Genomic DNA, 25,913 nt, shown 5'->3' on the forward strand with positions numbered 1-25,913 from the left:
GAGTGCTAAAGGGAGTCTATGGCGGTTCTGGCACTCGTGCAACGTGAGTGCCAGCGGATGCCACGGTGCTAGCGTGTCGGCGTGGAACGCGACGAGCTGGTGAGGCTGCTCTCTACCGACGGGCTCACGCTGCTCGACTCGCTGCCGCCGTACTCCTCCAAGGCCGACGTCGTGAAGACCGTCGCCGACCTCCGCAAGCAGGGCCACGATCCGGGCCTCGTCGCGGCGGTCCTCAGCCAGTCGCGGCTCCGTTCGAAGGCGCGGGCGAAGTTCGGCGAGTTCGCGGACCGCATGCTGTTCACCGAGCCCGGCCTCGAGCAGGCCACCCGGCTGCGCGTCGCGGCGCTGCACGCCGGCCGATTCGCCCGCGCCGGGCTCCGGCACGTGGCCGACCTCGGGTGCGGCATCGGCGGCGACGCGCTCGCCCTCGCCGCGGTCGACCTGGACGTGACCGCGGCCGAGGCCGATGAGGTCACGGCCGCCGTCGCCGCGTTCAACCTCACGCCGTTCCCGAAGGTGCGCGTGCTCCACGCCCGCGCCGAGGACGTCTCGCTCGGCGGCATCGACGCCGCGTGGCTCGACCCCGCACGGCGCACCACCTCGGGCGGCACGACGACGAGGCTCGCCGACGCCGCGGACTACTCCCCTCCGCTCGACTTCGTGTTCGCCCTCGCCGATCGGATGCCGGTCGGCGTGAAGCTCGGACCCGGCACCGACCGCGATCTCGTGCCCGACGGCGCGGAAGCGCAGTGGGTGTCGGTCGACGGCGACGTCGTCGAGCTCGTCGTCTGGACGGGCGCACTCGCCCGTGCAGGCATCGGCCGGGCGGCGCTCGTGATCCGGGGCGACGGCGCGCAGGAGCTCGTCGCATCGTCCGACGCCGAGGACGCCCCCGTCGGCCCCCTCGGCGACTACCTCTACGAGCCCGACGGCGCGGTCATCCGCGCCCGCCTCATCGGCGATCTCGCCCGATCCATGGGCGCGTGGATGCTGAGCGAGGGCATCGCGTACCTGACCGGCGACCGCGAGGTCGACACCCCGTTCGCGAGGGGGTTCCGCGTGATCGAGCGCCTCCCCGCGGACGAGCGCGGCCTTCGGCGGGCGCTGCAGGAGCGCGGCGTGGGCGCGCTCGAGATCAAGAAGCGCGGAGTGGACGTCGATCCGGCCGCCCTCCGGACCCGCCTGAAGCTCAAGGGCGACGTCTCGGCGACCGTCGTGCTCACGCGCGAGGAGGGCCGCCACGTCGCGATCCTCGTCGAGCGGCTCTGAGCGCCGCGGGCGCCCTCAGGCGGTCGAGAGCGCGCCGAAGACGATCGCGTAGTACCCGAGCCAGACGCCGGAGAAGACGAGACCGGTGACGCCGGTCCCGATGCCGACGAACGCGAGGATCCGGCCGTGCTCCTCGCGCCGCAGTCCGAGCACGCCGAAGACGATCGCTGCGACCGACAGCGGGAACATCCAGCCGACGAAGAGCGACGCGACGGCGCCGATCGAGCCGATGACCGCGCCGACCTGGCTGTAGATTCGGCGCTGCTCCTCCTCGTCCTCGTACTCCGCCGCCTCGAGCGGCTCGGGAAGGGGTCGCCCGACGGTGAGGAGCTGGCCGGTCGGGAGCCCGTGCAGCGCCCCCGTGTCGTAGGGGACGTCGAACTCGCGGGCCGGAGCGGACGGCGCGTCGGCCGCCGTCAGGCGCTCGGGATCGGTCGACGCCGGACGCTCCGCAGGACCGTACGGCGGTGGTGTCGTCCCCGGTGCCCCGTCGGTTCCCGGATCGTGTGGTCGCGCCGGACGCTCGTCGGTCATGTGCTCGCCTCAGTAGCCGTAGCCGTAGCCGCTGCCGATCGAGAACAGCATTCCCCACAGGAGGAACGAGAGGAGTGCGAAGCCGATGCCGACGAAGCCGAGGATGAGACCCGTCAGCCACATCCCCTTGGCGACGGGCTCCTTGCGGCGTCCGAGGAAGCCGAGCACGATCGCCGCGGCCGGGACGAAGAGCTGCAGCACGCCGCCGACGAACGGGATGAACACGACCGGTGAGCCGATGACGCCGATGATGCCGGCGATGAGCGAGATCAGGCTGAGCACGGGCGTCGGCCGGGCGGGCGCGGGCGCCGTTCCGGCGGCGCCGTACCCGCCATACCCCCCGTACCCGCCGGCGGGAGGCGCCGGGGCGGGGCCGCCGACGGCACCCGAGGGCGCAGCGTCGAACGGCCCGCCGACGGTCGGCGCGGCCGCGGACGGGGCACCGTACGGCGTCGCCGGCGAGCCGGGGGCCGCGGGCGGTGCCGGCGGTGCGGGCGGTGCCGGCGGCGGAACGGGCGCACCCGGCGGCTCGGGTGCGACCGCAGGCTCGGGGGCCTCCGGCGGCTCCGGCCGCGGCTCCGCAGGCACGGTCGGCTCGACCGGCTCCGCGGGCACGGTCGGCTCGACCGGCTCCGCGGGCACGGTCGGCTCGACCGGCTCTGCGGGCACGGCGGGCTCGGCGGGCTCCACCGGCACCGTCGGTTCCGTCGGCGTCGGCGGTGCCGGCTCCGTCGGCTTGTCCGGGTTGGTGGGATCGCTCATGCCGAGCCCCTTCCGTGCTGCGGGCGGATCAGTTCGTGTACGTGTACGAGCCGCTGCTGATCGCGGCGCCGAGGATCGCGAACCACACGATCGCGATGATGATGCCGACCACCAGCCCGACGTACCCGATGATGAGGCCGGCGATCGCGAGGCCGCGGCCCTGCTCGCCGGTCTTCTTGATCTGGCTCAGCGCGATGTGGCCGGTGATGATGGCGACGAGCGAGATGAAGAACGACGACACCAGCGAGACGATGGCGAGGACGTTGGTCTTCTGCGGCGCCGGGGCGCCGTACGACGGGGTCGCACCGTACGACGGCGCCGGCTGGGCCGGCGGAGCGGGCGGAGGCGGCGGGACGTTCGACGCGTTCGGATCGGGCGTGTTGGGGTCGGTCATGGGTGCGGTTTCCTCTCGTGCAAGCGCGGACCCGGCCATGCTGGCAGCGCCGCGGGGTGCTGTCAACGCTCGCGGCGCGGGTCGTCCGCCCCGCGAACGCGGGGTTTCTTCGCTCACCCTAGCGCGCGGCTCGGACGTCCCGCGCGGGCACAAGTACCCATCGCGGTGAGGGCCCGGATCAGGTCTGGATGTCCGTCACCGGGAGCGTCGAGTCGGCGCCGAACTCCAGCGACGACGGTTCGTGCCCGGCCATGATGAGACGCGCGCCGAGCGCGGCGATCATCGCGCCGTTGTCGGTGCAGAGTGACAGCGGCGGGATGCGCAGCGCGATGCCCGCGGCATCCGCCCTCGCCTCCGCCACCTCGCGGAGCCGCCGGTTGGCGACGACGCCGCCGCCCAGCAGCAGCCGGGGCACGCCGAGGTCGGTGCACGCGGCGATCGCCTTCGAGACGAGCACGTCGACGACCGCCTCGCGGAAGCTCGCGGCGACGTCGGCGAGCGGCACGGGCTCACCCGCCGCCTCGCGCTGCTCCACCCAGCGCGCGACCGCGGTCTTGAGCCCCGAGAACGAGAAGTCGTAGCGATGGCGCTCGAGGTCCTTCGGCCTGGTGAGCCCGCGCGGGAACCGGATCGCGTCGGGGTCTCCGCCGACGGCCGCCCGGTCGATCTCGGGCCCGCCCGGGTACGGCAGCCCGAGCAGCCGCGCGACCTTGTCGAAGGCCTCGCCGGCCGCGTCGTCGATGGTCTCGCCGAGCAGTTCGACGTCGGAGTCCAGGTCGCGGACGAGCAGCAGCGAGGTGTGGCCGCCGGAGACGAGCAGCGCCACGCTCGGCGTCTCGAGCGGGCGGCCGCCGATGAGGTCGGCGCCGACGTGCCCGACGAGGTGGTTCACCGCGTACACGGGCGTCTCGAGCGAGAGCGCGAGCGCCTTCGCGGCCCCGACGCCGACCATGAGCGCGCCCGCGAGGCCCGGCCCGTTCGTCACGGCGACCGCGTCGAGGTCGGCGAGGTCGACGGATGCCTCGTCGAGCGCGGCCCGGATGGTCGGGCCGAGCGCCTCGAGGTGCGCCCTCGCGGCGACCTCGGGCACGACCCCGCCGTAGCGTGCGTGCTCGTCCATCGACGAGGCGATGGCGTTGGCGAGGAGCTCGGTGCCGCGGACGATGCCGATGCCCGTCTCGTCGCACGAGGTCTCGATGCCGAGCACGAGCGGCGCGTCGCGGTTCACTGCGTTCCTCCTGACGGGGCGTCGGCAGGGCGCGTGACCGCCGGCGGCACGTCGAGCCGCATGCTGATCGCATCGACGCCGTCGGGCTGGTAGTAGGCGCGCCGCAGGCCGATCTCGATGAAGCCGAGCGAGGCGTACAGCTGTCGCGCGGTCGAGTTGTCGGCGCGGACCTCGAGGTAGAGTTCGGCCGCGCCGCGTCGGCGGGCCTCGTCGATGAGCGCCTGCATGAGCGCGCGTCCGAGGCCGGCACCGCGATGGGAGGCATCGACCGCGATGGTCTGGATGTCGCCCTGCCCGGATCCGCGCGGCGCGAGCAGCCCGGCGTACGCGACGGGGTCGTCGGGCCGCGAGTCGTCGACGGCGACGAGGTAGTACGCGTGCGTCGACTCCAGCTCGCTCCGCATCGCGGACTCCGGCCAGGCGTCGGTGGTGAACGTGGCTCGCTCGAGCCGCATGATCGCGTCGAGGTCTCCGAGGCCGGCTCGGCGCAGCATGAGGCTCATCGCAGCACCCGCTTGCCGGCCGACGGGGTCACGTCGGGCGCTCGGAGGTAGAGCGCCTCGTCGTCGGCGACGGGGAGGCGCCCGGTCGCGTGGGCCAGTTCGGCGACGAGGCCGAGGGAACCGGCCGAGACGGTGTCGGCGTCGAGTCGGATGCCGCGGGGCGCCGGTACCGCGTCCCGCGGTTCGAGTCGCGGCGGGGCGAGCCGGACGGGCAGGCCGTCCGCGTCGAGGCCGTCGTAGTCGCTCACTGCGGACTCGCGCCTCCGGGCGTCGGTGACGACCTGCAGCGGGCCGGCGCCGCCGGCCGAGTACCAGGCGTGCGCGATCGCGTCGTGGCTCACGACGGGCACGACGGGGCGGCCGATGCCGAGGGCGAAGGCCCGTGCGGCGGCGATCCCCACCCGGAGCCCGGTGAACGGACCGGGTCCCATGCCCGCCGCGACGCCCGAGAGGTCGGACGGGCGCACGCCGACTCGGGCGAGGACGTCGCGGATGCCGTCGCCGATGAGCTCGGCGTGCCGCATGGTGTCGTTCGTGCCCGCCTCGGCGAGGATCCCGCCGTCGAGGTCGACGACGGCGACGCTCGTCCCGGTGGACGTGTCGATCGCGAGAAGCATGGCATCAAGCCTAGATGCGCCCCGCCGAGCGCCCGCCGGGAGCGGGCCGCATCCTCCCGGTCAGTCGTCGAGCTGCGGCTGCACGGCGAACGGCGTGCCGGCCCATCGCGGGCCGTGGCCGAGGAGCTCGACGGTCCTCGGTTCGTCCTCGTCGAGCTCTGCGTCGCGCTCGGCCTCGGCCCCATCGCCATGCTCGTCGACACCGTCGTGGCCGAGGCGTCGGGCGATGACCACCTCGAGCCAGGACTCGCTGACATCGTCGAGCAGGCCGGCGCCCCACTCGACCACGACGACGGAGCGCGCGAAGTCGAGGTCGAGGTCCTCGAGCTCGGCCGCACTGCCGAGGCGGTAGGCGTCGACGTGCACGAGGGGCGCCCGGCCGACGAGGCTCGGGTGGGTCCGCGCGAGCACGAACGTCGGGCTCTGCACCGGTCCGCGGACGCCGAGTCCGTCGCCGATGCCGCGTGTGAGCGTCGTCTTCCCGGCGCCGAGCGGACCGGTGAGCACGACGAGGTCGCCGGCCCGCAACGTGCGACCGAGCTCTCGGCCGAGGGACTCCATGGCCTCGGCGTCGGCGACCGATCGGCGCATCAGGCGCCTCCGACGTGCGTGCGCGGGACGCGCGGGCCGATGCGCGTGACGATCTCGTAGCCGATCGTGTCGGCGGCGTCGCCCCACTCGTCGGCCGACGGGGCGCCGGCGACCGGGTCGCCGAAGAGCACGACCTCGTCGCCGACGGCGACCTCGGCGTCCCCCACGTCGACGAGGAACTGGTCCATCGCGATGCGCCCGGCGATCCGATGTCGAGCGCCGTGGATCACGACCTCCGCTCGCCCGGATGCCTGCCGCGGCACGCCGTCGGCGTAGCCGAGCGGGACGAGCGCGAGCGTCGTCGGGTGCGGAGCGCGCCAGGTGTAGCCGTACGAGGCGCCCGTTCCGGGCTCGACGCGTCGCACGGCGGCGACGCGCCCGCGGAGGGTCATCACGGGCGTCAGGCCGAGCTCCGCGGCGGTCGTGCCGTCGCCGAAGGGCGGTACGCCGTAGATCCCGATGCCGATCCGCACCATGTCCAGGCGCGCCTCGGGCAGGCGCAGGGCCGCGGCCGTGGATGCGAGGTGGCGGATCTCCGGCGAGAGCCCTGCGCGCTCGGCGGCGGCGGCGCCGTCGAGGAACGCGGCGAGCTGCGCGGCGTCCTCGTCGGGCGACGTGTTCGCGAGGTGACTGAAGAGGCCGCGGACCCGCACGCGCCCCTCCGACTCGAGCACCGCCGCGCGCGCGACCACGTCGTCCCAGTCCGCGCGCAGGATGCCGTTCCGGCTGAGGCCCGTGTCGAGCTTGAGGTGCACGTTCGCGACGCGGCGGGCGGACGCCGCGGCATCCGCCATCGCCTCGAGCTGGGCCGCCGATGAGGCGCCCAGGTCGATGTCGTGGGCGATCGCGGCCTCGAAGCGCGCGACCGGGTCGTGCAGCCAGGCGAGGATCGGAGCCTCGATCCCGGCGTCGCGCAGCGCGAGCGCCTCGTCGAGGTCGGCGACGCCGAGGTGGTCCGCTCCCCCGTCGAGCGCGGCGCGGGCGACGTGCGCGGCGCCGTGGCCGTACGCGTCGGCCTTGACGACGGCCATCACGCGGGCGGGAGCGACCGTCGCGGCGAGCGCGGCGACGTTGTCCCGGAGGGCGTCGAGGTCGATGACGGCCTCGCGGAACGGCGAACGGACGTGGCGGGGGTTCACTCGACCTCCTGGTCGGGCTTCGGGGCGGCGAGGGCCTCGCGGGACGTGGCGGCGCGTCCGACTCCGCGCTCGAGCACGACGAACGCGCTCGCGATGCCCGCATCGTGGCTCATCGACAGGTGCACCCGGTCGATCCCGAGCGCCTCGACGTGCGCGGAGAGGGCGCCGGAGAGGGCGAAGTCCGGATTGCCATCGGCGTCCTGCACGATGCGCATGTCGTGCCAGCGGATGACGGCGTGGCCGCCGAGGGCCTTGATCAGTGCCTCCTTGGCGGCGAAGCGGGCGGCCAGCGAGCGCGCGGGACGCTCCCGTTCGCTCTCAGCGAACAGGCGGTCGCGGAGCGCGGGCGTGCGCTCGAGCGATCGCGCGAAGCGCGCGATGTCGACCACGTCGATGCCGATGCCCGCGATCACGCGTCCCTCTCCGACCTCACGGTTCGAGTCTGCCGCACCGGAGGGGCGGGCGGGTGCCGAACGTGCCGACGCCCGCCCGTCGCTCACTCGACCGTGACCGACTTCGCCAGGTTCCGCGGCTGGTCGACATCGAGACCCTTCGCCTGCGAGAGCTCCATCGCGAAGATCTGCAGCGGCACGACCGCGAGCAGCGGTTCGAACAGCGGGGCCGCGAGCGGGATCCGGATCACCTCGTCGGCGAACGGCAGCACCGCGGCATCCCCGGCCTCGGCGATCGCGATGACGCGCGCGCCGCGCGCGCGGATCTCCTGGATGTTCGAGACGACCTTCGGGTGCAGGTTCGCCGAGCCGCGCGGGCTCGGCACCACCACGAACACGGGCTGGCCCGGCTCGATGAGCGCGATCGGGCCGTGCTTCAGCTCGCCCGCGGCGAAGCCCTCGGCGTGGATGTAGGCGAGCTCCTTGAGCTTCAGCGCACCCTCCATCGCGATGGGGTAGCCCACGTGGCGGCCGAGGAAGAGCACCGAGCGGGTGTCGCTCATCCAGTGCGCGAGCTCCCCGACCCGGTCGCCCTGCTCGAGCACGGTACCGATCTTCTCGGGGATGCCCTGGAGCTCTTCGACCTGCTCGGCGAGCTCGGCGTCGGTCAGCGTTCCGCGCACGCGGGCGAGGTGGAGGCCGAACAGGTACAGGGCGGTGATCTGTGCGACGAACGCCTTGGTCGAGGCGACGGCAACCTCGGGACCGGCGTGCGTGTAGACGACCGCGTCGGATTCGCGCGGGATCGTCGCACCCTGCGTGTTGCACACGGAGATCGCCCTCGCGCCCTGCTCGCGCGCGTACTTGACGGCCATCAACGTGTCCATGGTCTCGCCGGACTGGCTGATCGAGACGACGAGCGTGTGCTCGTCGATCACCGGGTCGCGGTAGCGGAACTCGTGGCTGAGCTCGACCTCGACCGGGATGCGCGCCCACTGCTCGATGGCGTACTTCGCGACCATGCCCGCATAGGCGGCGGTACCGCACGCGATGACGGTGATTCGACGGATGTCGCGCAGCTCGTCGTCCCCGAAGCCCTCGAGCTCGGGGATCGCGACGACCCCGTCCACGATCCGTCCGCGGATCGTGTTCGCGACGGCGTCGGGCTGCTCCGACACCTCCTTGCGCATGAACGACGACCAGCCGCCCTTCTCGGCGGCCGACGCGTCCCACGCGACGTCGAACGGCTCGACCTCGACGACGGCGCCATCGAAGTCGGTGACCGTGACACCCTCGGACGTGATCGCCACGATCTGGTCCTGGCCGATCGCGACCGCGCGCTTGGTGTACTCGACGAACGCGGCGACATCCGAGCCCAGGAAGTTCTCGCCGTCGCCGAGGCCGATGACGAGGGGCGAGTTGCGGCGGGCGCCGACGACGAGACCCGGCTGGTTCTTGTGGACGGCCAGCAGCGTGAACGCGCCCTCGAGCTGCGACACGGTTCGACGGAACGCCTCGCGCAGCTCACCGGTCTCTCCGTACAGCTTCCCGAGGAGAACGGCGGCGACCTCCGTGTCCGTCTCGGACTCGAACATGAAGCCCTCGGCGAGCAGGCCGTCCTTGAGCTCCGCGAAGTTCTCGATGATGCCGTTGTGGATGAGCGCCAGCTTGCCCTCGTCCCCGAGGTGGGGATGCGCGTTGCGGTCGGTGGGTCCGCCGTGGGTCGCCCAGCGCGTGTGCCCGATGCCCGTGCCGCCGGAGCGGATCGGGTGACGTTCGAGCTCGTCGGCGAGCACTTGGAGCTTGCCGGCGCGCTTGGCCGTCTCGATGTCGCCCTCGCCGTCGACGACGGCGACGCCGGCCGAGTCGTAGCCACGGTATTCGAGGCGGCGAAGGCCACCCATGAGGACGTCGAGGCTGTTCCGCTCACCGACGTATCCGACGATTCCACACATGGGCTCGATTGTATCCGCGCGCGCCTGAGGGTCTGCCCCATCGCTCGACTGCCTGGACGGGGCCGCTCCGCGGGCCGCGCCACGTGCGCACTAGACTGTGCCGGTGCCCGATCCGCAGAGCCCGTCGACGCACACGCCGCAGATCTCCCCGTTCGTCGAACTCGACCGAGCCACGTGGGCGGCGCTCGCGCCGTCCATGCCGTCACCCCTCCGCGAGACCGAGATCGTGCAGCTCCGCGGGCTCGGGGAGCCGCTCGACCCTCTCGAGGTGTCCGAGGTCTACCTGCCGCTCAGCCGGCTGCTGAACCTCTACGTCGGCGGCACCAAGGCGCTGCACGAGGTCACGAGCACGTTCCTCCGCGAGCGCTTCGAGTCGACGCCGTTCGTCATCGGGGTCGCCGGCTCGGTCGCGGTCGGCAAGTCGACGATCGCGCGCCTGCTGCGCGAGCTGCTCGCCCGCTGGGAGCACACGCCGCGCGTCGAGCTCGTGACGACCGACGGCTTCCTCTTCCCGAACGCCGAGCTCGAGCGCCGCGGGCTCATGGCGCGCAAGGGCTTCCCCGAGTCCTACGACCGGCGGGCCCTGCTCCGGTTCGTGAGCGACGTGAAGGCCGGCGCACCGGAGGTGCGTTCCCCGTTCTACTCGCATCTCGCCTACGACATCGTCCCCGACGCCCAGATCACCGTGCGGCGGCCCGACGTGCTCATCATCGAAGGGCTCAACGTCCTCCAGCCGCCCGGGCCCGGGCACCGCCTCGCGGTGAGCGACCTGTTCGACTTCACGATCTACGTCGACGCGCGCACGCGCGACATCGCACGGTGGTACGAGGAGCGCTTCCTGAAGCTCCAGCGCGGCGCGTTCTCGAACCCGCGCTCCTACTTCCACCGCTACGCGAGCCTCACCGAGGACGAGGCGCGGTCGCGTGCCCGCTCGATCTGGCAGTCGATCAACGAACCGAACCTGCTGCAGAACATCCGGCCGACGCGCTCGCGCGCCTCCCTCGTGCTGCGGAAGGACGCCGACCACGCGGTCTCGAGCGTCCTGCTCCGCAAGCTCTGACTCGCGGGCGCCGACCGGCCCCGGCCGAATCGGCGACGACCGGCCGACGGTTGCCGCGAGCCCGCGTCAGCGGGAGAGACGCTCCCGCACGACCTCGGCGAGCTGGCTCGCATGCGCGTCGGCGTCGGCCTGGTCTGCGGCCTCGACCATGACGCGCACCATCGGCTCGGTCCCCGACGGTCGGAGGAGCACGCGGCCGGTGTCGCCCAACTCGGCCTCGACCTCGCGCACCGCCTCGGCGATGACCTCGTCGTCGGCCAGGCCGTGGTGGTCGACGTCGCGCACGTTCACGAGCACCTGCGGGTACACGGTCATGACCGAGGCGAGCTCGGCGAGCGTCTTGCCCGTGCGGGCCATCTCGGCCGCGAGGTGCAGCCCGGTGAGCACGCCGTCGCCCGTGGTGGCGAACTCGGTCATGATGACGTGCCCGGACTGCTCGCCGCCGAGGGCGTAGCCGCCCGCGCCGAGCGCCTCGAGCACGTACCGGTCGCCGACCTTCGTCTCGATCACACGGATGCCGCGATCTGCCATCGCGCGCTTCAGCCCGAGGTTGGACATCACGGTGACCACGAGAGTGTCGTCGGTGAGCATCCCGCGTTCGTGCATCGAGACGGCGAGGATCGCCATGATCCGATCGCCGTCGATCACGTTGCCGTCGGCGTCGACCGCGAGGCATCGGTCGGCGTCGCCGTCGTGCGCGATGCCGATGTCGGCGCCATGATCGAGCACCGCCTGCCGGACGAAATCGAGGTGCGTCGAGCCGACACCGTCGTTGATGTTCATGCCGTCGGGGTCGGCGCCGATCACGACCACCTCCGCGCCGGCGTCGCGGAAGGTCTCGGGCGACACACCGGCGGCGGCGCCGTGCGCGCAGTCGAGGACGACCTTCAGCTCGTCGAGCCGAGCGGGGAGGGTCCCGAGCAGGTGGACGACGTAGCGGTCCTCCGCGTCGGCGAAGCGGCGGATCCGACCGACGCCGCCACCGGTCGGCGCCAGCTTCTGCTTGCCGAGGTAGGACTCGATGCGGTCCTCGACCTCGTCCGGGAGCTTCGTGCCGCCGAACGAGAAGAACTTGATCCCGTTGTCGGGAGCCGGGTTGTGCGAGGCCGAGATCATCACGCCGAAGTCGGCGCCGATGCTGTCGATCAGGAACGCCGTCGCGGGCGTCGGGATGACTCCGGCGTCGAGGACGTCGACGCCGGAACTGGCGAGACCCGCCGAGACGGCGGCGGTCAGGAACTCACCGGACACGCGGGGGTCGCGTGCCACGATCGCGACCGGCCGACGACCGGCGGCACGCAGTTCGTCGGCGTGACGCCCCTGCGTGAGGACGGCGGCAGCCGCCTGGGCGAGGCCCAGGGCCAGGTCAGCCGTGAGTTCACGGTTGGCCAGGCCCCGGACCCCGTCGGTTCCGAAGAGCCGAGGCATGCGAGAGACTCGATCTCGCGCTTAGCGCTTCGAGAACTGGGGCGCCTTGCGGGCCTTCTTGAGACCGGCCTTCTTGCGCTCGATGACGCGAGCGTCACGCGTGAGGAAGCCGGCCTTCTTGAGGGTCGCGCGGTTGTTCTCGCGGTCGATCTCGTTGAGCGCACGCGCGATCGCGAGGCGGAGCGCACCGGCCTGGCCCGAGGGGCCGCCGCCGGTGATGCGCGCGATCACGTCGTACGAGCCCGAGAGCTCGAGCACGGTGAACGGGTCGGTGATGAGCTGCTGGTGGAGCTTGTTCGGGAAGTAGTCCGCGAACTCACGGCCGTTGACCGTGATGGCGCCCGCACCGGGAACCACGCGCACGCGCGCGATGGCCTGCTTGCGGCGGCCGACGGCCGCGCCCGAGACGTTCAGCACGGGACGCGCCGCGGGGGCGGCGGCCGGAGCCGACTCGGTGGTGTAGCTCTCAGGAGCCTGGTCGATCTGGTCTGCGATCTTCGCCATGGTGGTGTCTGAGTCCTTTTTCGCTCGGCGCCGGGCTTACTGGGCGACCTGGGTGAGGGTGTACGGCTTCGGCTGCTGGGCCGCGTGCGGGTGCTCCGGGCCGGCGTAGACCTTCAGCTTCTTGATCTGGGCGCGGCCGAGCGAGTTCTTCGGCAGCATGCCGCGGATCGCCTTCTCCACGGCGCGGACCGGGTTCTTCTCGAGGAGCTCGGCGTAGCCGACGGCCTTCAGGCCGCCCGGGTAGCCGGAGTGGCGGTACGCCTTCTTCTGCTCGAGCTTCTGGCCGGTGAGGGCCACCTTGCCGGCGTTGACGATGATGACGAAGTCACCGGTGTCGATGTGGTTGGCGAAGATCGCCTTGTGCTTGCCTCGGAGGATCGAGGCGGCGTGGCTCGCGAGGCGGCCGAGCACGATGTCGGTGGCGTCGATGACGACCCAGTCGCGCTGGATCTCGTTCGCCTTCGGGGTGTAGGTGCGCGTCACAGTAGTGCTGCTTTCTGATCGAGTGAGGGGTTCGTGAATCCCGCTCCGGTGGGGGTTCTCCCGCGATGCGGGTGGAACGCTCCGGTGGAGGGCTCAACATCGGGCACCGACGCAGTCGACGGCACCAAAGGGAAATCTTAGCCGACGACGCCGTCCACGTGCAATTCCCGACGCGCACGGGTCTGCTCCGCGCGAGCGGCGAGCTCCTCGTCGACCGGGTATCCGACCTCGGTGAGCGTGAGTCCCCTGGCGGGGAGGACCTTGAACGCGCTCGTGCGCTCTCGCGCCTGCATCAGTGCCGACGGCCCGGAGACATCCAGCCGCCCTTCGCCCACCGCGACGCACGCCCCGACGAGCGCACGCACCATCGAGTGGCAGAACGCGTCGGCCTGCAGGGCGGCGACGAGCACGCCGTCGGCCTCGCGGCGCCACCGGTACGACTGGAGCGTGCGGATCGTCGTCGCCTCCTCCCGCGGCTTGCAGAACGCCGCGAAGTCGCCGAGGCCGAGCAGCGTCTGGGCGGCCACGTCCATCGACTCCGCGTCGAGGGACCGCGGATACCAGACGGTGCGGTGCCGCTGCAGCGGGTCGTGCTCGGCCCCGAGGTCGGCGATCCGGTAGGCGTAGCGACGCCAGACCGCGGAGAACCGCGCGTCGAACCCGTCGGGCGCCCGTCGTGCGTCGCGGACGACGAGGTCGTCGTCGGAGCTGCCCAGGATGCCGGTGAGCCGGCGCACCAGGACGCCGTACGGGTCCGCGGCGGACCCGTCCGCCGATGCGGCGCGCTTCGGACGCGTCACGGCCTCGAACGCCTCGTGATCGACGTCGATGTGGGCCACCTGTCCGGTCGCGTGCACGCCGGCATCGGTGCGACCGGCCACGACGAGTCGCGGAGTGGCGCCCTCACGTCGGAAGAGCGTCGCAAGCGCCGCCTCGAGCACGCCCTGCACCGTGCGCAGCGAGGGCTGCCGGCTCCATCCCGCGAATCCCGTGCCCTGGTAGGCGAGGTCGAGCCGGATCCGCAGCGTCATCCGTGTGCTCCCACGCAGCCAAGCCTACGGTGCGTGCGGTCGCGTGACGCGAACGCACGGAGCCCCCGCAGCGATCGCTGCGGGGGCTCCGGGTGCGTGGTGCGCGGGGCTACTTCGCCTCGGCGGCCTCGGTCTCCTCTGCGGGAGCCTCGGCCGACTCCTCCGACGCCTCGGCGCCGGCGGCCTCGTCGACCGCGGCCTCGGCCTCGGTCACCTCGGCCTCGGGCGTCTCGGCCGGGGCCTCGTCGGCGGGCGCCTCGGCGGCGGCCGGCTTCGCGGCGCGCTGCTTCGGCTCGACCGGGTCGAGGACGAGCTCGATGACGGCCATCGGGGCGTTGTCGCCCTTGCGGTTGCCGATCTTGGTGATGCGGGTGTAGCCGCCCTCACGGTCGGCGACCTGCGGCGCGATGACCGCGAACAGCTCGTGGACGACCGACTTGTCGCCGATCACGGCGAGCACGCGACGGCGCGCGTGCAGGTCGCCGCGCTTGGCGAAGGTCACCAGGCGCTCGGCGAACGGACGGAGGCGCTTGGCCTTGGTCTCGGTCGTGGTGATCCGCTTGTGCGTGAACAGCGCAGCGGCGAGGTTCGCGAGCAGCAGGCGCTCGTGCGCGGGTCCGCCTCCGAGGCGGGGGCCCTTCGTGGGCTTCGGCATGGTTCGTTATCTCCAGTGGTGTGGGGTTGGTGCGGCCCGTGGCCTGCTAGTTCTCGTCGTCGAAGCCCGTGTAGAAGTGGGCGCCGTCGAAGCCGGGGACCGAGTCCTTGAGCGAGAGGCCCATCTCGGTGAGCTTGTCCTTGACCTCGTCGACCGACTTCTGGCCGAAGTTGCGGATGTTCATCAGCTGCGACTCCGACAGGGCCACGAGCTCGGACACCGTGTTGATGCCCTCGCGCTTCAGGCAGTTGTACGAGCGGACCGACAGGTCGAGGTCCTCGATCGGGATCGACAGCTCGCTCGAGAGCACGGCGTCGACCGGCGCGGGGCCGATCTCGATGCCCTCGGCGGCGCTGTTGAGCTCGCGGGCGAGGCCGAAGAGCTCGACGAGCGTGCGGCCCGCCGACGCGATGGCGTCGCGCGGCGAGATCGCGGGCTTGGACTCGACGTCGACCACGAGGCGGTCGAAGTCGGTGCGCTCACCGGCACGGGTCGCCTCGACGCGGTAGGTCACCTTCAGGACCGGCGAGTAGATCGAGTCGACCGGGATCTGGCCCGCCTCGGAGTACTCGTTGCGGTTCTGGCTGGCCGAGACGTAGCCGCGGCCGCGCTCGATGGTGAGCTCGAGCTCGAACTTCGCCGAGTCGTTGAGGGTCGCGATGACCAGCTCGGGGTTGTGCACCTCGACGCCCGCCGGAGCGGAGATGTCGGCGGCGGTGACCTCACCGGAACCCTGCTTGCGCAGGTACGCCGTGATCGGCTCGTCGTGCTCGCTGGAGACGACCAGGTTCTTGATGTTGAGGATGATCTCGGTGACATCCTCCTTCACGCCCGGGACGGTCGAGAACTCGTGGAGCACGCCGTCGATGCGGATGCTCGTCACGGCGGCGCCGGGGATCGAGGAGAGGAGGGTGCGACGGAGCGAGTTCCCCAGGGTGTAACCGAAGCCCGGCTCGAGGGGCTCGATCACGAAACGCGAACGGAACTCCGAGATGTTCTCTTCGGTGAGCGTCGGACGCTGTGCGATCAGCACGGTGTGATTCCTTTCGGCAGGGTGTCCGCTATATGACACCTGCGAGTTCGAGGATCTTGAGTTGTAGAGAGAACGGGAACCCGCCGACCGGAGGGCGCGCGCGAGGCGGCGCCCTCCGATCGACGGCTCGAAGAACTAGACGCGGCGGCGCTTCGGCGGGCGGCAGCCGTTGTGCGCCTGGGGCGTCACGTCGTTGATGCTGCCGACCTCGAGGCCCGCGGCCTGGAGCGAGCGGATCGCGGTCTCACGTCCCGAGCCCGGGCCCTTGACGAAGACGTCGACCTTCTTCATGCCGTGCTCCTGCGCCTGGCGGGCGGCCGACTCGGCGGCGAGCTGTGCGGCGAACGGGGTCGACTTGCGCGAGCCCTTGAAGCCGACGCCACCGGAGGAGGCCCAGCTGATCACGGCACCGTTCGTGTCGGTGATCGACACGATGGTGTTGTTGAACGTCGACTTGATGTGGGCCTGGCCCACGGCGATGTTCTTCTTTTCCTTCTTGCGCGGCTTGCGAGTCGCCGCCTTGGGTGCTGCCATTGTCGAAATCTCCTAGATCTTGGCGCGAGCGGTTACTTGCGGCCGGGCTTCTTCTTGCCGGCGACGGTGCGCTTCGGTCCCTTGCGGGTACGAGCGTTGGTCTTGGTGCGCTGACCACGGACCGGAAGACCGCGGCGGTGGCGGATGCCCTCGTAGGAGCCGATCTCGACCTTGCGGCGGATGTCGGCGGCGACCTCGCGGCGGAGGTCGCCCTCGACCTTGTAGGTCCCCTCGATGTGGTCGCGGAGCGCGACGAGCTGCTCGTCGCTGAGGTCCTTGACGCGGATGTTCCCGTCGATGCCGGTCGCCGCGAGCGTCTCCAGCGCGCGGGTACGGCCGACGCCGTAGATGTAGGTCAGTGCGATCTCCACGCGCTTCTCGCGCGGGATGTCGACTCCTGCCAGACGTGCCATGGTGGCTTCTCCTGTTGGATGTGTCGGAGGTGTGGAGCACTCCCGGTGCCTCGGCCTCCGTCCGAGGGTGTCCCCCGCGCCTCAGCGCGGGTTCGTGGGTGTGCCGGTATCGAGTTGCGTCGGCGCGGGACTAGCCCTGGCGCTGCTTGTGGCGCGGGTTCTCGCAGATCACCATGACGCGGCCGTGGCGGCGGATGACCTTGCACTTGTCGCAGATGCGCTTGACGCTGGGGTTGACCTTCACAGTCGTTGTTCCTTTTTCTCGCTGTCCTCGTACCCGCGGGATGCCACGGGTCGTTACTTTCCGAACAGCCCTTACTTGTAGCGGTAGACGATGCGGCCGCGCGTCAGGTCGTACGGGCTCAGCTCCACGATCACGCGGTCCTCGGGGAGGATGCGGATGTAGTGCTGGCGCATCTTTCCGGAGATGTGGGCGAGCACCTTGTGCCCGTTGGTCAGCTCCACCCGGAACATCGCGTTCGGGAGTGCCTCGATGACCGAGCCTTCGATCTCGATGACGCCGTCTTTCTTGGCCATAGCCTCACTATCGCTTGGGGTTTGGGTTGTCGGTCGTGCGATGATGATGCACGACCCCGGCAGGACCCATCGGGCATGCCGAAGCAGGTGTGCAGAACACCAAGGATCAACTATAGGCGAATCGGTCGCGATTCGCCACTCGGGCCGCGTGTCAGCTTGCGGTGCGGCGCTCGACGACCTCGACGAGGCGGTCGTGGAGCGGATGCCCCGGCTCGATCCCGCACACCTCGCGCACGAACGTCGGCGCGGCATCCGTCGCCAGGCGCTCCTGGAGCTCGACGCTCTCCGGGTCGGCCGGCACGTCGAAGCCCAGCGCCGCTTCCACGGCGGCGAGCAGCGCGTCGACCGGGAGCCCCCGCTCGGCCAGCTCGGCCGCGGGCGCGATGAACCGCTCGCGCCGCGAGAGCTTCCGAAGCGGCTGGCGGCCCACCCGCTCCACCGTGTCCGGGAGCGCCTCGTTGCGGAAGCGCCCCAGGATGACCTCCCGGTACTCGGCCATCTCGCCCGCACCGAAGCCGTGCTTGGCCACGATCAGGGCGGACGTCTCGTGCAGCACGCGCTCGACGCGGTCGGCGACCGACGCATCGGCGAGGGCCTCGGCGATCCGCTCGTGTCCGGCGAGGAACCCGAAGTACGCGGTCGACGCGTGCCCCGTGTTGACCGTGAACAGCTTCCGCTCGATGTACGGCCCGAGCCGATCGACGAAGTGCGCACCCGGGATCACGGGCGGCGCATCGCCGAACGGCGGCTCCTCGATCGCCCATTCCGAGAACGTCTCGACGGTCACGTCGAGGCCGGCTCCCTCCGGCTGGCCCGGCACGATGCGATCGACGGCGGTGTTCGCGAAGACCGCGCGCCGCTCGAGCTCGAGCCACTCGTCCGGTCCGGCGAGGTGGCGGGTCTCCTCGCGCAGCATGCTCGTCGCGTCGATCGCGTTCTCGCACGCCATGACCGCCAGCGGCGGGGCGTCGGGCGCACGGTCGCGCAACGCCTGCACCACGTGCGGCGCGATGAAGCGCAGGATGTTCGGCCCGACGGCCGTGGTGAGCACGTCGGCGTCGGCGAGCTCGGCGGCCAGGGCCGCGGCATCCGTCTGGCTGTTGACCGCCCGATAGCGGTCGACGACGAGGTCGCGCGCGCCGACTCCGACCTCGTGCACGGTGTAGTGGTCGGATGCCGCGAGCGCATCGATCAGCTCGGCGTTCACGTCGGCGAAGACGAGCTCGTACCCGGCGTCGTGGAGCAGCAGCCCGATGAAGCCGCGGCCGATGTTGCCGGCGCCGAAGTGGACGGCCTTCACGAGTCGTTCACCTCGTCGAGGAGCGCGACGAGCTCGTCGGAGGATCCCGCGGCGAGGAGCTTGCCGACCTCGTCCTCGTCGGAGAAGATCATCGCGATCTTCGAGAGGATCTCGAGGTGCTCGTCGCCGATACCGGCGATGCCGACCACGAACCGCGCCTCCTCGCCGCCCCAGTCGACGGGTTCGTCGTAGCGGATGAAGGAGAGCGCGGAGCGGAGGATCTGGTCCTTCGCGTCGTTCGTGCCGTGCGGGATGGCGAGCCAGTTGCCCATGTACGTCGAGACGCTGCCCTCGCGCTCGAGCATCGAGTCGACGTACTCCGGGCGCACCGCCCCCGCCTCGACGAGGATCGCACCGGCGGCCCGGATGGCCTCGTCGCGGGTCGCCGAGCCGGGGGCCAGGCGGACGTCGCCGGGCGAAAGGATCTGGTCGGTCATGGGTGGCTCCTTCTTCCTCAGGGCTTCGTGGTTCGTGGTCGGGAGGCGTGATGCCCGTGCGCGGCGCACGAGCCGCGGGCCGGATGACGCGACCGCCCGAGCCGCGACCGCCACACGGGGGTGGGGCCGCGCCTCGGGCGTCGCGTCATCCGTCGGGTGGGGTCGTCAGCGGACGCCCTCCGACTCGAGGAGGTTCACGATCTCGTCGTACTTCGGCGAGTTCATGAAGTTCTCGACGGACACGTGCAGGGCGCTCGGCGACTGCAGCTTCGCCCGCTCGGTGAGGTCCTGGTGGGTGATGACCAGGTCGACGTCGTCGCGCAGGTTCGCGATCGCCTTGTTGGTGACCGTGACGCTGTCGATGCCCGCCTTCTTGATCTTGTTCCTCAGGACGGTCGCGCCCATCGCGCTCGAACCCATGCCCGCGTCGCAGGCGAAGATGATCGAGTGGATCGGCTTGTGCTCGAACGCCGCCTGCTCGCCCTCGGCGATGAGGCCGCCGCCGGCCGCGACGCCCTCGGCCTGGAGGCCGGAGAGCACGCCCGAATCCTTGCCCTTGTTGGCCTGGGTCTGCGCGATCGCCGCCGAGAGGTCGCCGGCGTTCTCCTTCTCGAGGTCGCGCTTGCGGCTCGCCCGGAGGATGATCGCGGAGATCACGAACGAGACCGTCGCCGCGAGGACCACCGAGAGGATGACGCCGACGTAGCTGTCGGAGGCGGTCTGGATGAGCACCGCGAAGATGCTGCCCGGCGCCGCGGGGGCGCGGAGGCCGCTCGAGAACAGGACGTTCGTCGCCACGCCCGTCATGCCTCCCGCGATGGCCGCGATGACGAGCAGCGGCTTCATCAGCACGTACGGGAAGTAGATCTCGTGGATGCCACCCAGGAACTGGATGATGATCGCGCCAGGGGCGCTCGCACGGGCGAGGCCGACACCGAAGATCGCGAATGCGAGCAGGATGCCGAGGCCGGGGCCGGGGTTCGCCTCGATGAGGAACAGGATCGACTTGCCCGTCTCCTCCGACTGCTGCACGCCGAGCGGCGTGAACACGCCGTGGTTGATGGCGTTGTTCAGGAAGAGGATCTTGCCGGGCTCGACGAGGATCGACACGAGGGGCAGCAGGCCCGCGAGGACCAGCCAGTTCACCGCAGCCTCGAGGCCGTTGCTCACGGCCTCGACGGCCGGCGCGAACGCGTAGAAGCCGACCAGGGCGAGCAGCATGGCGACGATGCCGGCGGAGAAGTTGTTGACCAGCATCTCGAAGCCGGCCTTGATCTTGCCCTCCCACAGGCGGTCGATCTGCTTCATGATCCACGCCGCGAGCGGCCCCATGATCATGGCGCCGATGAACATCGGGATACCCGCGCCGACGATGACGCCGACGGTCGCGATGGTGCCGACCACGCCTCCGCGGGTGTCGTAGACCATGCGGCCGCCCATGTTCGCGATGAGCAGCGGCAGCAGGTAGGTGATCATCGGGCCGACGAGGCCGATGTTCTCCGTGCCGTCGGGGCTCGGGAACCCGCCGATCTCGGGGATCGGGAACGGTCCGACCTGAATGAAGAGCGCGGTGATGAAGCCCCAGGCGATGAATGCCGCGATGTTCGGCATGATCATGCCGCTGAGGAAGGTTCCGAATCGCTGGACGGCGACCCGGGCTCCTCCCGGTCGCTTCGCCTCAGCTGACGTCGTCGTCATGATGCCTCCAGTGCTGGGTCACGGCACGGTCGTGCCGGTGGGGGTGGGTGCGGATTCGGCGGCCTCTTTCGCCGCCTGCTTCGCCTCGACCGCTCCCTCCGCGGCCAAGGCTGCCCGGGCGATGCGCTCGGCATCCTCCCGGGTGTACCGCGCGAGGGAGGCGCGGACGTCTGCGAGTGCCGATGGCGACATCGACAGGGTGGTGGCGCCGAGTCCCACGAGGACCACGGCGAGGAGCGGGTCGGCGGCGGCCTCGCCGCAGATCCCGACGGGCCTGCCGAGCCGTCCGCCGGCGGCGCCGACCTCGGCGACCAGCCGCAGCACGGCGGGCGCCCACGGGTCCTGCAGGTTCGCGACCGTGCCGAGCAGCCGGTCGGCGGCCATCGTGTACTGGGTGAGGTCGTTGGTGCCGATCGATGCGAAGTCGGCGACCTCGAGCACCCGGTCGGCGATCAGCGCCGCCGAGGGCGTCTCGACCATGACCCCGGAGGTCTTGAGTCCCAGCTCATGGCAGAGCTCCGTGAAGTACCGGGTCTCATCGACCGTCGCGATCATCGGGGCCATGACCCAGAGGTCGGCGTCGGTCGCGGCGTCGGCCGCGGCGAGCGCGGTGAGCTGCTCGCGCAGGATGACCTCGGCGTGCCGCAGCGCCCGGATGCCGCGGAGTCCGAGTGCCGGGTTCTCCTCCTCGGCGTCGTTGAGGAACGACAGCGGCTTGTCCGCGCCGGCGTCGAGCACCCGCACGACGACCTTCTTGCCGGCGAACGCCGACAGCATGCGCGTGTACTGGTCCTGCTGCTCGCTCACGCTCGGCGCGCGGTCGGAGTCCAGGAACAGGAACTCGGTGCGGAAGAGCCCGACGCCCTCGGCGCCGAGTTCGATCGCGCCGGCCGCGCCGTCGGCCGAGCCGAGGTTCGCGAGCAGCGGCACGGCCGTGCCGTCGGCGAGTGCGCCCGGCGTGACCGGCGCGGCGGCACGCGCAGCGCGCTCCGCGATGCGCTCCTTCGCCGCTGCGACGGCGTCCGGCGCGGGCGAGGAGACGACGAGGTCGTTCTCGGCGTCGACGATCACGGTGTCGCCGTCGGCGAGGCTCGCGGCATCCGCTGCGCCCACCACCGCCACGATGGACTTCTCACGAGCGAGGATCGCGGTGTGCGAGGTGGGGCCGCCGTCGATCGTGATGAGCCCGAGCACCTGCGTGAGGTCGAGGAGCGCCGTGTCGGCCGGCGCGAGGTCGCGGGCGACGAGCACGAACGGATGGCCCGGATTGGGCACGCCCGGCGCGGGCACCTTCAGCAGGTGCGCCACCACGCGCTGCGACACGTCGTCGAGGTCGGCGGCGCGCTCGCCCATGTAGCCGCCCATCGACGTCAGCAGGTCACGGAACGCGGCGAACGCCTCGAACACGGCGCGCTCGGCGGTCTTGCCGTCGGCCAGCCGCTTCACGACGTCGTCCATGAGCGTCGGGTCCTCGGCCATCATGGCCTGCGCCTCGAGCACGTCCTGCGCGGCACCGCCCGCCTGAGCGCCCTTGCGCTGCAGGTCGTCCGCGACGACCGAGACCGACGCGCGGGCTCGCTCCTCCTCGCGGGCCGGGTCCAGGTGGCTCGGTCGATCCACCGGTTCCGGCAGCCGCTCGGACATCCGTACGACCGGTCCGACGGCCACACCCTGGCCGATGCCGGTGCCTCTGAACTCCATCATTCGCCCTCCCCATTCGGTTCGATCGAGGACGGACGCTGCAGGCTACTCGTCGTGATCGGTGCTGAGCAGCTCGACGAGCTCGTCGAGCACGCGCTGCTCGTCGCCGCCGTCGACGGCCACGGTGACCTCGTCGCCGTGGTCGATGCCCTGCGCGATGACGGCCAGGATGCTCGCCGCGTTGACGGGAGCGCCTCCCGCCTTCGCGATCGTGACGCTCGCCCCGGATGCAGCGGCGGCCTGCGTGAACAGCTTCGCCGGCCTGGCGTGCAGTCCGTGACTCGATCCGACTCGAACAGTGCGTTCCACCATGTCTCCGGCCTCCGTCGCTGGCGTCCGTTCCCGTGTTCACCATAGACCCGTGCGTGCGCGGAGGGAACGGGCTTGCGCGGCGTGGGCGTGTTCATGCTCGGGCTCCGATGATCGCGATCGCGAGGTCGAGCGCTGCGTCGCCGTCGAGCGCGCGGGTCTCGCCGGGCAGCACGGCGACGGGCACGGATGCCGCGGTCGCCAGTTGCTCGAGTGCGTCGAGCCTCGGCACGAGGTGCACGCCCACGAGCAGCGCGTCGGCGCCGTCGAGCGCATCGGCGAGGGTCTGCTCGCCGGCAGCCCGGACGTCGGCGGCGATGCCGCGCGCCTCGGCGGCCCGGCGGATGCGCAGCGCGGCGAAGGTGCTCGACGCACCCGCCCCGCACACCACGACGATCCGCATCATCGGCCTCCTCGCCGAGCCTTGCCCGGTCCTCTTCGATCGGTCACGGCGGGAAGCCGCGAACATGCCGAGTCTGCTCCCGAGCGGCCCGGTGCCGCCAACAGATCCGCTTCCGCACCCCCGGAAGATGCGTCGCATCCGCTCCCCCGGCCGCCCGGCAGGTGGTTGACTGGGCTGCACCCGCCCGACGAACGTGCGCGCCGCGGCGGAGAGGATTCGGAGCGGGGCTGAAGGTGTCGGACAACTGGGAGCGTCTGGTCGAGGTCCTCGCCGACGACGGCGCCCCGGTCACGGCCGCCCGACTCGCCGACCGGCTCGGAGTCTCCGCCCGCACCGTCCGCTCCTACGTCGCGCAGGCGAATCGCACGGGCGAGATGGTCGTCGAGTCCGGACCCGACGGCTACCGCCTGGACCGCACCGCCTGGGCTCGGGTCCTCCACGCCCGCTCGGACGCCGAGGCCACGGCCACGCCCGACGGCCGGCGTGCCCGCCTCATCCGCGACCTCGTCGACGCCCGCGACGGACTCGACGTGCACGACGTCGCCTCCGAGGCGCACGTGAGCGAGTCGACGGTGGAGGCGGACCTCGGGCGCGTCCGCGCACGCCTCCAGAACACCGGCCTCGCGCTCGTGCGCGACGGCAGCAGGGTCCGGATCGCGGGCCCCGAGACGGCGATGCGCCGGCTCCTCGGATCGCTCGTGCGCGAGGAGGGACGACGAGGCATCCGCGACCTGTCGTCGCTGCGCGCCGGGTTCCCGTCCATGGAGGGCTTCCGCTCCTCGCTCGTCTCGGGTCTCCGCGAGGCCGGGTACGCTCCGAACGAGTACGCGCTCGACGACGTGCTGCTGCACGTCGCGATCGCGCTCGATCGGGTCGGTCGGGATCGCGTGCTCGTCGAAGCGGAGGACGCCGCGACATCCGCGACCGCCCCCGCCGCATCGGGGGCACCCGACGCCGGAGCGGAGGACGGAGCCGCCGCCACCGCCGCCTCGGCGCCCGCGGCGCTCTCCGTGCTCCTCGACCGCCTCGTGCGCGCGGAGTTCGACGTGCGCCTCCCGCCCGCGGAGCTCGAGCACCTCGCACGGCTCGTCGGCACGCGCGTCGCGACGTCCCAGCAGGGCCCCGCCCGCGAGGCGGTCGTCCGCGAGATCGTCGCGCGCATCTCGCGGGAGTGGCTCGTCGAACTCGGCGACGACCGGTTCATCGAGCGCCTCGCCCTGCACGTCGAGAACCTGGCCGCCCGGGCCGCCGAACAGAGCTACTCGCGCAACCCGCTCACCGCCTCCATCAAGTCCGCGTACCCGCTGATCTACGACCTCGCGGTCTACCTCGCCAGCGAGCTCGCCCGGCTCGAGGGCATCACGGTGAACGACGACGAGATCGCGTACCTCGCGATGCACCTCGGCGCACAGCTCGAGCGCACCCGGTCGCGGGGCGACGTCGTCCGCGTGGCCGTCGACGTCCCCGAGTACCACGACGCCCGCGAGCTGCTCGTGGAGCGCCTGCGGAACGCCCTGGGCGACGAGGTCGACCTGGTCGACGACGAACCCGACGAGGCCGACCTCGTGGTCGCTGTGCTCCCGCCGGACTCGCCGATGCCCGCCGTCATCACGGTCGCGCCCTTCCCGACGGACGACGACGTCGATCGGGTGCGCGCGGAGGTCGCGCGTCTCCGGCGCGGCCGTCGGCGAGCACGGCTGGCGTCGACGCTGTCCCACTCGATCGGGCCCGAGCTCTTCGTGCGGGGGGTCGGCGGACGCGATCGCGAGGCGGTGATCCGCCTGCTCGGTGATCGCCTCATCGATGCGGGCGTCATCGACGACGCCTACGTGCAGGGCGCCCTCGAACGCGAACGGATGTCGTCGACCGCGTTCACCGACCTGCTCGCCGTGCCCCACGCGATGACGATGACGGCCACCCGGAGCGCGATCGCCATCGCGATCGACGAGCGGGCGATCGAATGGGGCGAGGCGAACGTGCACGTCGTCGCGCTGATCGCGTTCGCGGAAGACGGCCGCGCGGAGTTCCAGTCGGTCTTCGACCAGTTCGTCGAGGCGTTCTCCGAGCCGGAGAACGTGCGCCGGCTCGTCCGGGGGGCGACCGACTACCCCGGGCTGCTGGCCGAGCTGTCCGGCCTCATGACGACCTGACGGATGCCGCGCCGCGGCCGGTCAGGCGATCGGCACCGGCCGCACGCCGTGTCCCGCGAGCCCCGCGGCTCCGCCGTCGGGAGCGGTGAGCACCCAGATCCCGTCGGCGTGCACGGCGACGCTGTGCTCGACGTGCGCGCCGTCCCCGCCGTCCGCCGTCGCGACGGTCCAGCCGTCCTCGCGGACGAACGTCGCGGGGTCGCCCGACGTGATCATCGGCTCGATCGCCACGACGAGTCCCGGGCGCACCCGCGGCCCGCGACCGCGGACCGCGTGGTTGTAGACCGACGGCTCCTCGTGCATCGCACGGCCGATGCCGTGGCCGCCGTAGCCCTCGATGATGCCGTACTCGCCCGACGCCTCGACGGACGCCTCGATCGCCTCGCCGACCTCGTTCAGGTGGCGGGCCGAGGCGAGCGCGGCGATGCCGGCCCACAACGACCGCTCGGCCGCTTCCGCGAGCCGCTCGCGGGCGAGCACCACGTCGGGCCGGCCGGGGTCGTGCAGGACGACCGTGAACGCGGCGTCGCCGTTCCAGCCGCCGATCTCGACGCCGCCGTCGACCGACACGATGTCACCGGGTCGGAACGGCCGCGCGCCGGGGATCCCGTGCACGACGTCGTCGTCGACCGACACGCAGAGCGTGTGCGAGTAGCCCGGGACGAGGCGGAAGTTCGAGCGGCCGCCGCGGGCGCGGATCACCTCGTCGGCCGCGGCGTCGAGGTCGAGCGGGGCGGCGCCGACGACGAGTCGCTCACGCGCTGCGGAGAGCAGCGCCGCGGTCGCCTCGCCCGCGGGGACCATGGCACGCAGCTCGGCCGGCGTCTTGAGCTTCAGGCGGCCGAACACGCGG

The 25,913-nt window shown here is 71.8% G+C and carries 29 protein-coding genes and 1 pseudogene; 3 read left to right on the top strand and 27 right to left on the bottom strand.

The window, feature by feature from the left end; translation table 11 throughout:
* The first annotated feature begins 81 nt into the window (after window positions 1-81).
* Window positions 82-1,269 (top strand): class I SAM-dependent methyltransferase, encoded by a 1,188-nt coding sequence (locus ACFVHK_RS05985; protein WP_376928032.1) that lies wholly within the window; start codon window positions 82-84, stop codon window positions 1,267-1,269.
* A gap of 15 nt (window positions 1,270-1,284) precedes the next feature.
* On the opposite strand, the gene ACFVHK_RS05990 is transcribed toward ACFVHK_RS05985, so the two are convergent.
* The 10 genes and pseudogenes from ACFVHK_RS05990 to glmS all read right to left on the bottom strand — a co-directional run bounded on the left by ACFVHK_RS05990 (window position 1,285) and on the right by glmS (window position 9,384).
* The gene (locus tag ACFVHK_RS05990; RefSeq protein ID WP_376928033.1) at window positions 1,285-1,803 is read right to left on the bottom strand and encodes a hypothetical protein; all 519 of its coding nucleotides are present in this window, start codon (window positions 1,801-1,803) and stop codon (window positions 1,285-1,287) included.
* Between the two features lie 9 nt (window positions 1,804-1,812).
* Window positions 1,813-2,565: a DUF4190 domain-containing protein gene (locus ACFVHK_RS05995; RefSeq protein WP_376928034.1), complete on the bottom strand. Its 753-nt coding sequence runs from the start codon at window positions 2,563-2,565 to the stop codon at window positions 1,813-1,815.
* Between the two features lie 28 nt (window positions 2,566-2,593).
* Complete coding sequence (locus ACFVHK_RS06000; protein ID WP_129235761.1) at window positions 2,594-2,959, bottom strand: DUF4190 domain-containing protein; 366 nt, start codon at window positions 2,957-2,959, stop codon at window positions 2,594-2,596.
* Window positions 2,960-3,137: 178 nt separating this feature from the next.
* A complete protein-coding gene (tsaD, locus tag ACFVHK_RS06005) occupies window positions 3,138-4,187 on the bottom strand; it encodes a tRNA (adenosine(37)-N6)-threonylcarbamoyltransferase complex transferase subunit TsaD (protein ID WP_376928035.1) in 1,050 nt (349 codons plus the stop codon).
* Window positions 4,184-4,690 (bottom strand): ribosomal protein S18-alanine N-acetyltransferase, encoded by a 507-nt coding sequence (rimI, locus tag ACFVHK_RS06010; protein ID WP_376928036.1) that lies wholly within the window; start codon window positions 4,688-4,690, stop codon window positions 4,184-4,186. The genes tsaD and rimI overlap by 4 nt, the downstream gene beginning before the upstream one ends.
* Window positions 4,687-5,307 carry a tRNA (adenosine(37)-N6)-threonylcarbamoyltransferase complex dimerization subunit type 1 TsaB gene (gene tsaB, locus ACFVHK_RS06015; protein WP_376928037.1) on the bottom strand — a complete coding sequence of 207 codons (621 nt, stop codon included), beginning with the start codon at window positions 5,305-5,307 and terminating at the stop codon, window positions 4,687-4,689. Before tsaB ends, rimI begins: the two co-directional genes overlap by 4 nt.
* A 60-nt stretch (window positions 5,308-5,367) precedes the next feature.
* Window positions 5,368-5,898 (bottom strand): tRNA (adenosine(37)-N6)-threonylcarbamoyltransferase complex ATPase subunit type 1 TsaE, encoded by a 531-nt coding sequence (gene tsaE / locus ACFVHK_RS06020; protein WP_376928038.1) that lies wholly within the window; start codon window positions 5,896-5,898, stop codon window positions 5,368-5,370.
* A complete protein-coding gene (gene alr, locus ACFVHK_RS06025; RefSeq protein ID WP_376928039.1) occupies window positions 5,898-7,037 on the bottom strand; it encodes an alanine racemase in 1,140 nt (379 codons plus the stop codon). Before alr ends, tsaE begins: the two co-directional genes overlap by 1 nt.
* 68 nt (window positions 7,038-7,105) lie before the next feature.
* Window positions 7,106-7,450, bottom strand: a pseudogene (locus tag ACFVHK_RS06030) (holo-ACP synthase); the annotation flags it as partial.
* Window positions 7,451-7,533: 83 nt separating this feature from the next.
* Window positions 7,534-9,384 carry a glutamine--fructose-6-phosphate transaminase (isomerizing) gene (gene glmS / locus ACFVHK_RS06035; RefSeq protein ID WP_376928040.1) on the bottom strand — a complete coding sequence of 617 codons (1,851 nt, stop codon included), beginning with the start codon at window positions 9,382-9,384 and terminating at the stop codon, window positions 7,534-7,536.
* Between the two features lie 103 nt (window positions 9,385-9,487).
* Between glmS and coaA the strand changes: the two genes are divergently transcribed.
* Entirely contained in the window at window positions 9,488-10,444 is a 957-nt protein-coding gene (gene coaA, locus ACFVHK_RS06040; protein ID WP_376928041.1) for a type I pantothenate kinase, read from the top strand.
* Between the two features lie 66 nt (window positions 10,445-10,510).
* On the opposite strand, the gene glmM is transcribed toward coaA, so the two are convergent.
* From glmM to ACFVHK_RS06120, 16 genes are all read right to left on the bottom strand, one after another.
* Window positions 10,511-11,872, bottom strand: coding sequence for a phosphoglucosamine mutase (gene glmM, locus ACFVHK_RS06045; RefSeq protein ID WP_376928042.1), 1,362 nt, complete (start codon window positions 11,870-11,872; stop codon window positions 10,511-10,513).
* Between the two features lie 21 nt (window positions 11,873-11,893).
* On the bottom strand, window positions 11,894-12,376 hold the full coding sequence (rpsI, locus tag ACFVHK_RS06050; RefSeq protein ID WP_376928043.1) for a 30S ribosomal protein S9: 483 nt from the start codon (window positions 12,374-12,376) through the stop codon (window positions 11,894-11,896).
* Window positions 12,377-12,412: 36 nt separating this feature from the next.
* Complete coding sequence (rplM, locus tag ACFVHK_RS06055) at window positions 12,413-12,859, bottom strand: 50S ribosomal protein L13 (protein ID WP_376928044.1); 447 nt, start codon at window positions 12,857-12,859, stop codon at window positions 12,413-12,415.
* A 137-nt stretch (window positions 12,860-12,996) separates the two neighbouring features.
* Window positions 12,997-13,890 (bottom strand): tRNA pseudouridine(38-40) synthase TruA, encoded by an 894-nt coding sequence (gene truA, locus ACFVHK_RS06060; protein WP_376928045.1) that lies wholly within the window; start codon window positions 13,888-13,890, stop codon window positions 12,997-12,999.
* 109 nt (window positions 13,891-13,999) lie between these two features.
* A complete protein-coding gene (rplQ, locus tag ACFVHK_RS06065; protein WP_376928046.1) occupies window positions 14,000-14,545 on the bottom strand; it encodes a 50S ribosomal protein L17 in 546 nt (181 codons plus the stop codon).
* Window positions 14,546-14,591: 46 nt separating this feature from the next.
* The gene (locus ACFVHK_RS06070) at window positions 14,592-15,578 is read right to left on the bottom strand and encodes a DNA-directed RNA polymerase subunit alpha (protein ID WP_129234455.1); all 987 of its coding nucleotides are present in this window, start codon (window positions 15,576-15,578) and stop codon (window positions 14,592-14,594) included.
* A gap of 135 nt (window positions 15,579-15,713) precedes the next feature.
* Entirely contained in the window at window positions 15,714-16,112 is a 399-nt protein-coding gene (rpsK, locus tag ACFVHK_RS06075) for a 30S ribosomal protein S11 (protein ID WP_022889749.1), read from the bottom strand.
* Between the two features lie 32 nt (window positions 16,113-16,144).
* Window positions 16,145-16,525, bottom strand: coding sequence for a 30S ribosomal protein S13 (gene rpsM / locus ACFVHK_RS06080; protein WP_376928047.1), 381 nt, complete (start codon window positions 16,523-16,525; stop codon window positions 16,145-16,147).
* A 130-nt stretch (window positions 16,526-16,655) separates the two neighbouring features.
* Window positions 16,656-16,769: a 50S ribosomal protein L36 gene (gene rpmJ, locus ACFVHK_RS06085; protein ID WP_056734976.1), complete on the bottom strand. Its 114-nt coding sequence runs from the start codon at window positions 16,767-16,769 to the stop codon at window positions 16,656-16,658.
* A 71-nt stretch (window positions 16,770-16,840) separates the two neighbouring features.
* Window positions 16,841-17,062 carry a translation initiation factor IF-1 gene (gene infA / locus ACFVHK_RS06090; RefSeq protein WP_011186713.1) on the bottom strand — a complete coding sequence of 74 codons (222 nt, stop codon included), beginning with the start codon at window positions 17,060-17,062 and terminating at the stop codon, window positions 16,841-16,843.
* A 151-nt stretch (window positions 17,063-17,213) separates the two neighbouring features.
* Complete coding sequence (locus ACFVHK_RS06095; RefSeq protein WP_376928048.1) at window positions 17,214-18,362, bottom strand: mannitol-1-phosphate 5-dehydrogenase; 1,149 nt, start codon at window positions 18,360-18,362, stop codon at window positions 17,214-17,216.
* Window positions 18,359-18,799 carry a PTS sugar transporter subunit IIA gene (locus tag ACFVHK_RS06100; RefSeq protein WP_376928049.1) on the bottom strand — a complete coding sequence of 147 codons (441 nt, stop codon included), beginning with the start codon at window positions 18,797-18,799 and terminating at the stop codon, window positions 18,359-18,361. Before ACFVHK_RS06100 ends, ACFVHK_RS06095 begins: the two co-directional genes overlap by 4 nt.
* Window positions 18,800-18,964: 165 nt before the next feature.
* Window positions 18,965-20,497: a PTS mannitol transporter subunit IICB gene (locus ACFVHK_RS06105; RefSeq protein WP_376928050.1), complete on the bottom strand. Its 1,533-nt coding sequence runs from the start codon at window positions 20,495-20,497 to the stop codon at window positions 18,965-18,967.
* 18 nt (window positions 20,498-20,515) lie between these two features.
* Window positions 20,516-22,201, bottom strand: a complete 1,686-nt coding sequence (ptsP, locus tag ACFVHK_RS06110; RefSeq protein WP_376928051.1) for a phosphoenolpyruvate--protein phosphotransferase — start codon at window positions 22,199-22,201, stop codon at window positions 20,516-20,518.
* 42 nt (window positions 22,202-22,243) lie between these two features.
* Window positions 22,244-22,510: an HPr family phosphocarrier protein gene (locus tag ACFVHK_RS06115; RefSeq protein ID WP_129233352.1), complete on the bottom strand. Its 267-nt coding sequence runs from the start codon at window positions 22,508-22,510 to the stop codon at window positions 22,244-22,246.
* A gap of 91 nt (window positions 22,511-22,601) precedes the next feature.
* Window positions 22,602-22,913 (bottom strand): PTS sugar transporter subunit IIB, encoded by a 312-nt coding sequence (locus tag ACFVHK_RS06120; RefSeq protein WP_376928052.1) that lies wholly within the window; start codon window positions 22,911-22,913, stop codon window positions 22,602-22,604.
* 230 nt (window positions 22,914-23,143) lie between these two features.
* On the opposite strand from ACFVHK_RS06120, the gene ACFVHK_RS06125 reads away from it, so the two are divergent.
* Window positions 23,144-25,060: a BglG family transcription antiterminator gene (locus ACFVHK_RS06125; RefSeq protein ID WP_376928053.1), complete on the top strand. Its 1,917-nt coding sequence runs from the start codon at window positions 23,144-23,146 to the stop codon at window positions 25,058-25,060.
* Between the two features lie 21 nt (window positions 25,061-25,081).
* On the opposite strand, the gene map is transcribed toward ACFVHK_RS06125, so the two are convergent.
* A complete protein-coding gene (gene map, locus ACFVHK_RS06130; RefSeq protein ID WP_376928054.1) occupies window positions 25,082-25,909 on the bottom strand; it encodes a type I methionyl aminopeptidase in 828 nt (275 codons plus the stop codon).
* Window positions 25,910-25,913 lie beyond the last annotated feature (4 nt).

It is taken from the genome of Agromyces binzhouensis (assembly GCF_042672355.1).
In the GTDB taxonomy this organism is placed as follows: domain Bacteria; phylum Actinomycetota; class Actinomycetes; order Actinomycetales; family Microbacteriaceae; genus Agromyces; species Agromyces binzhouensis.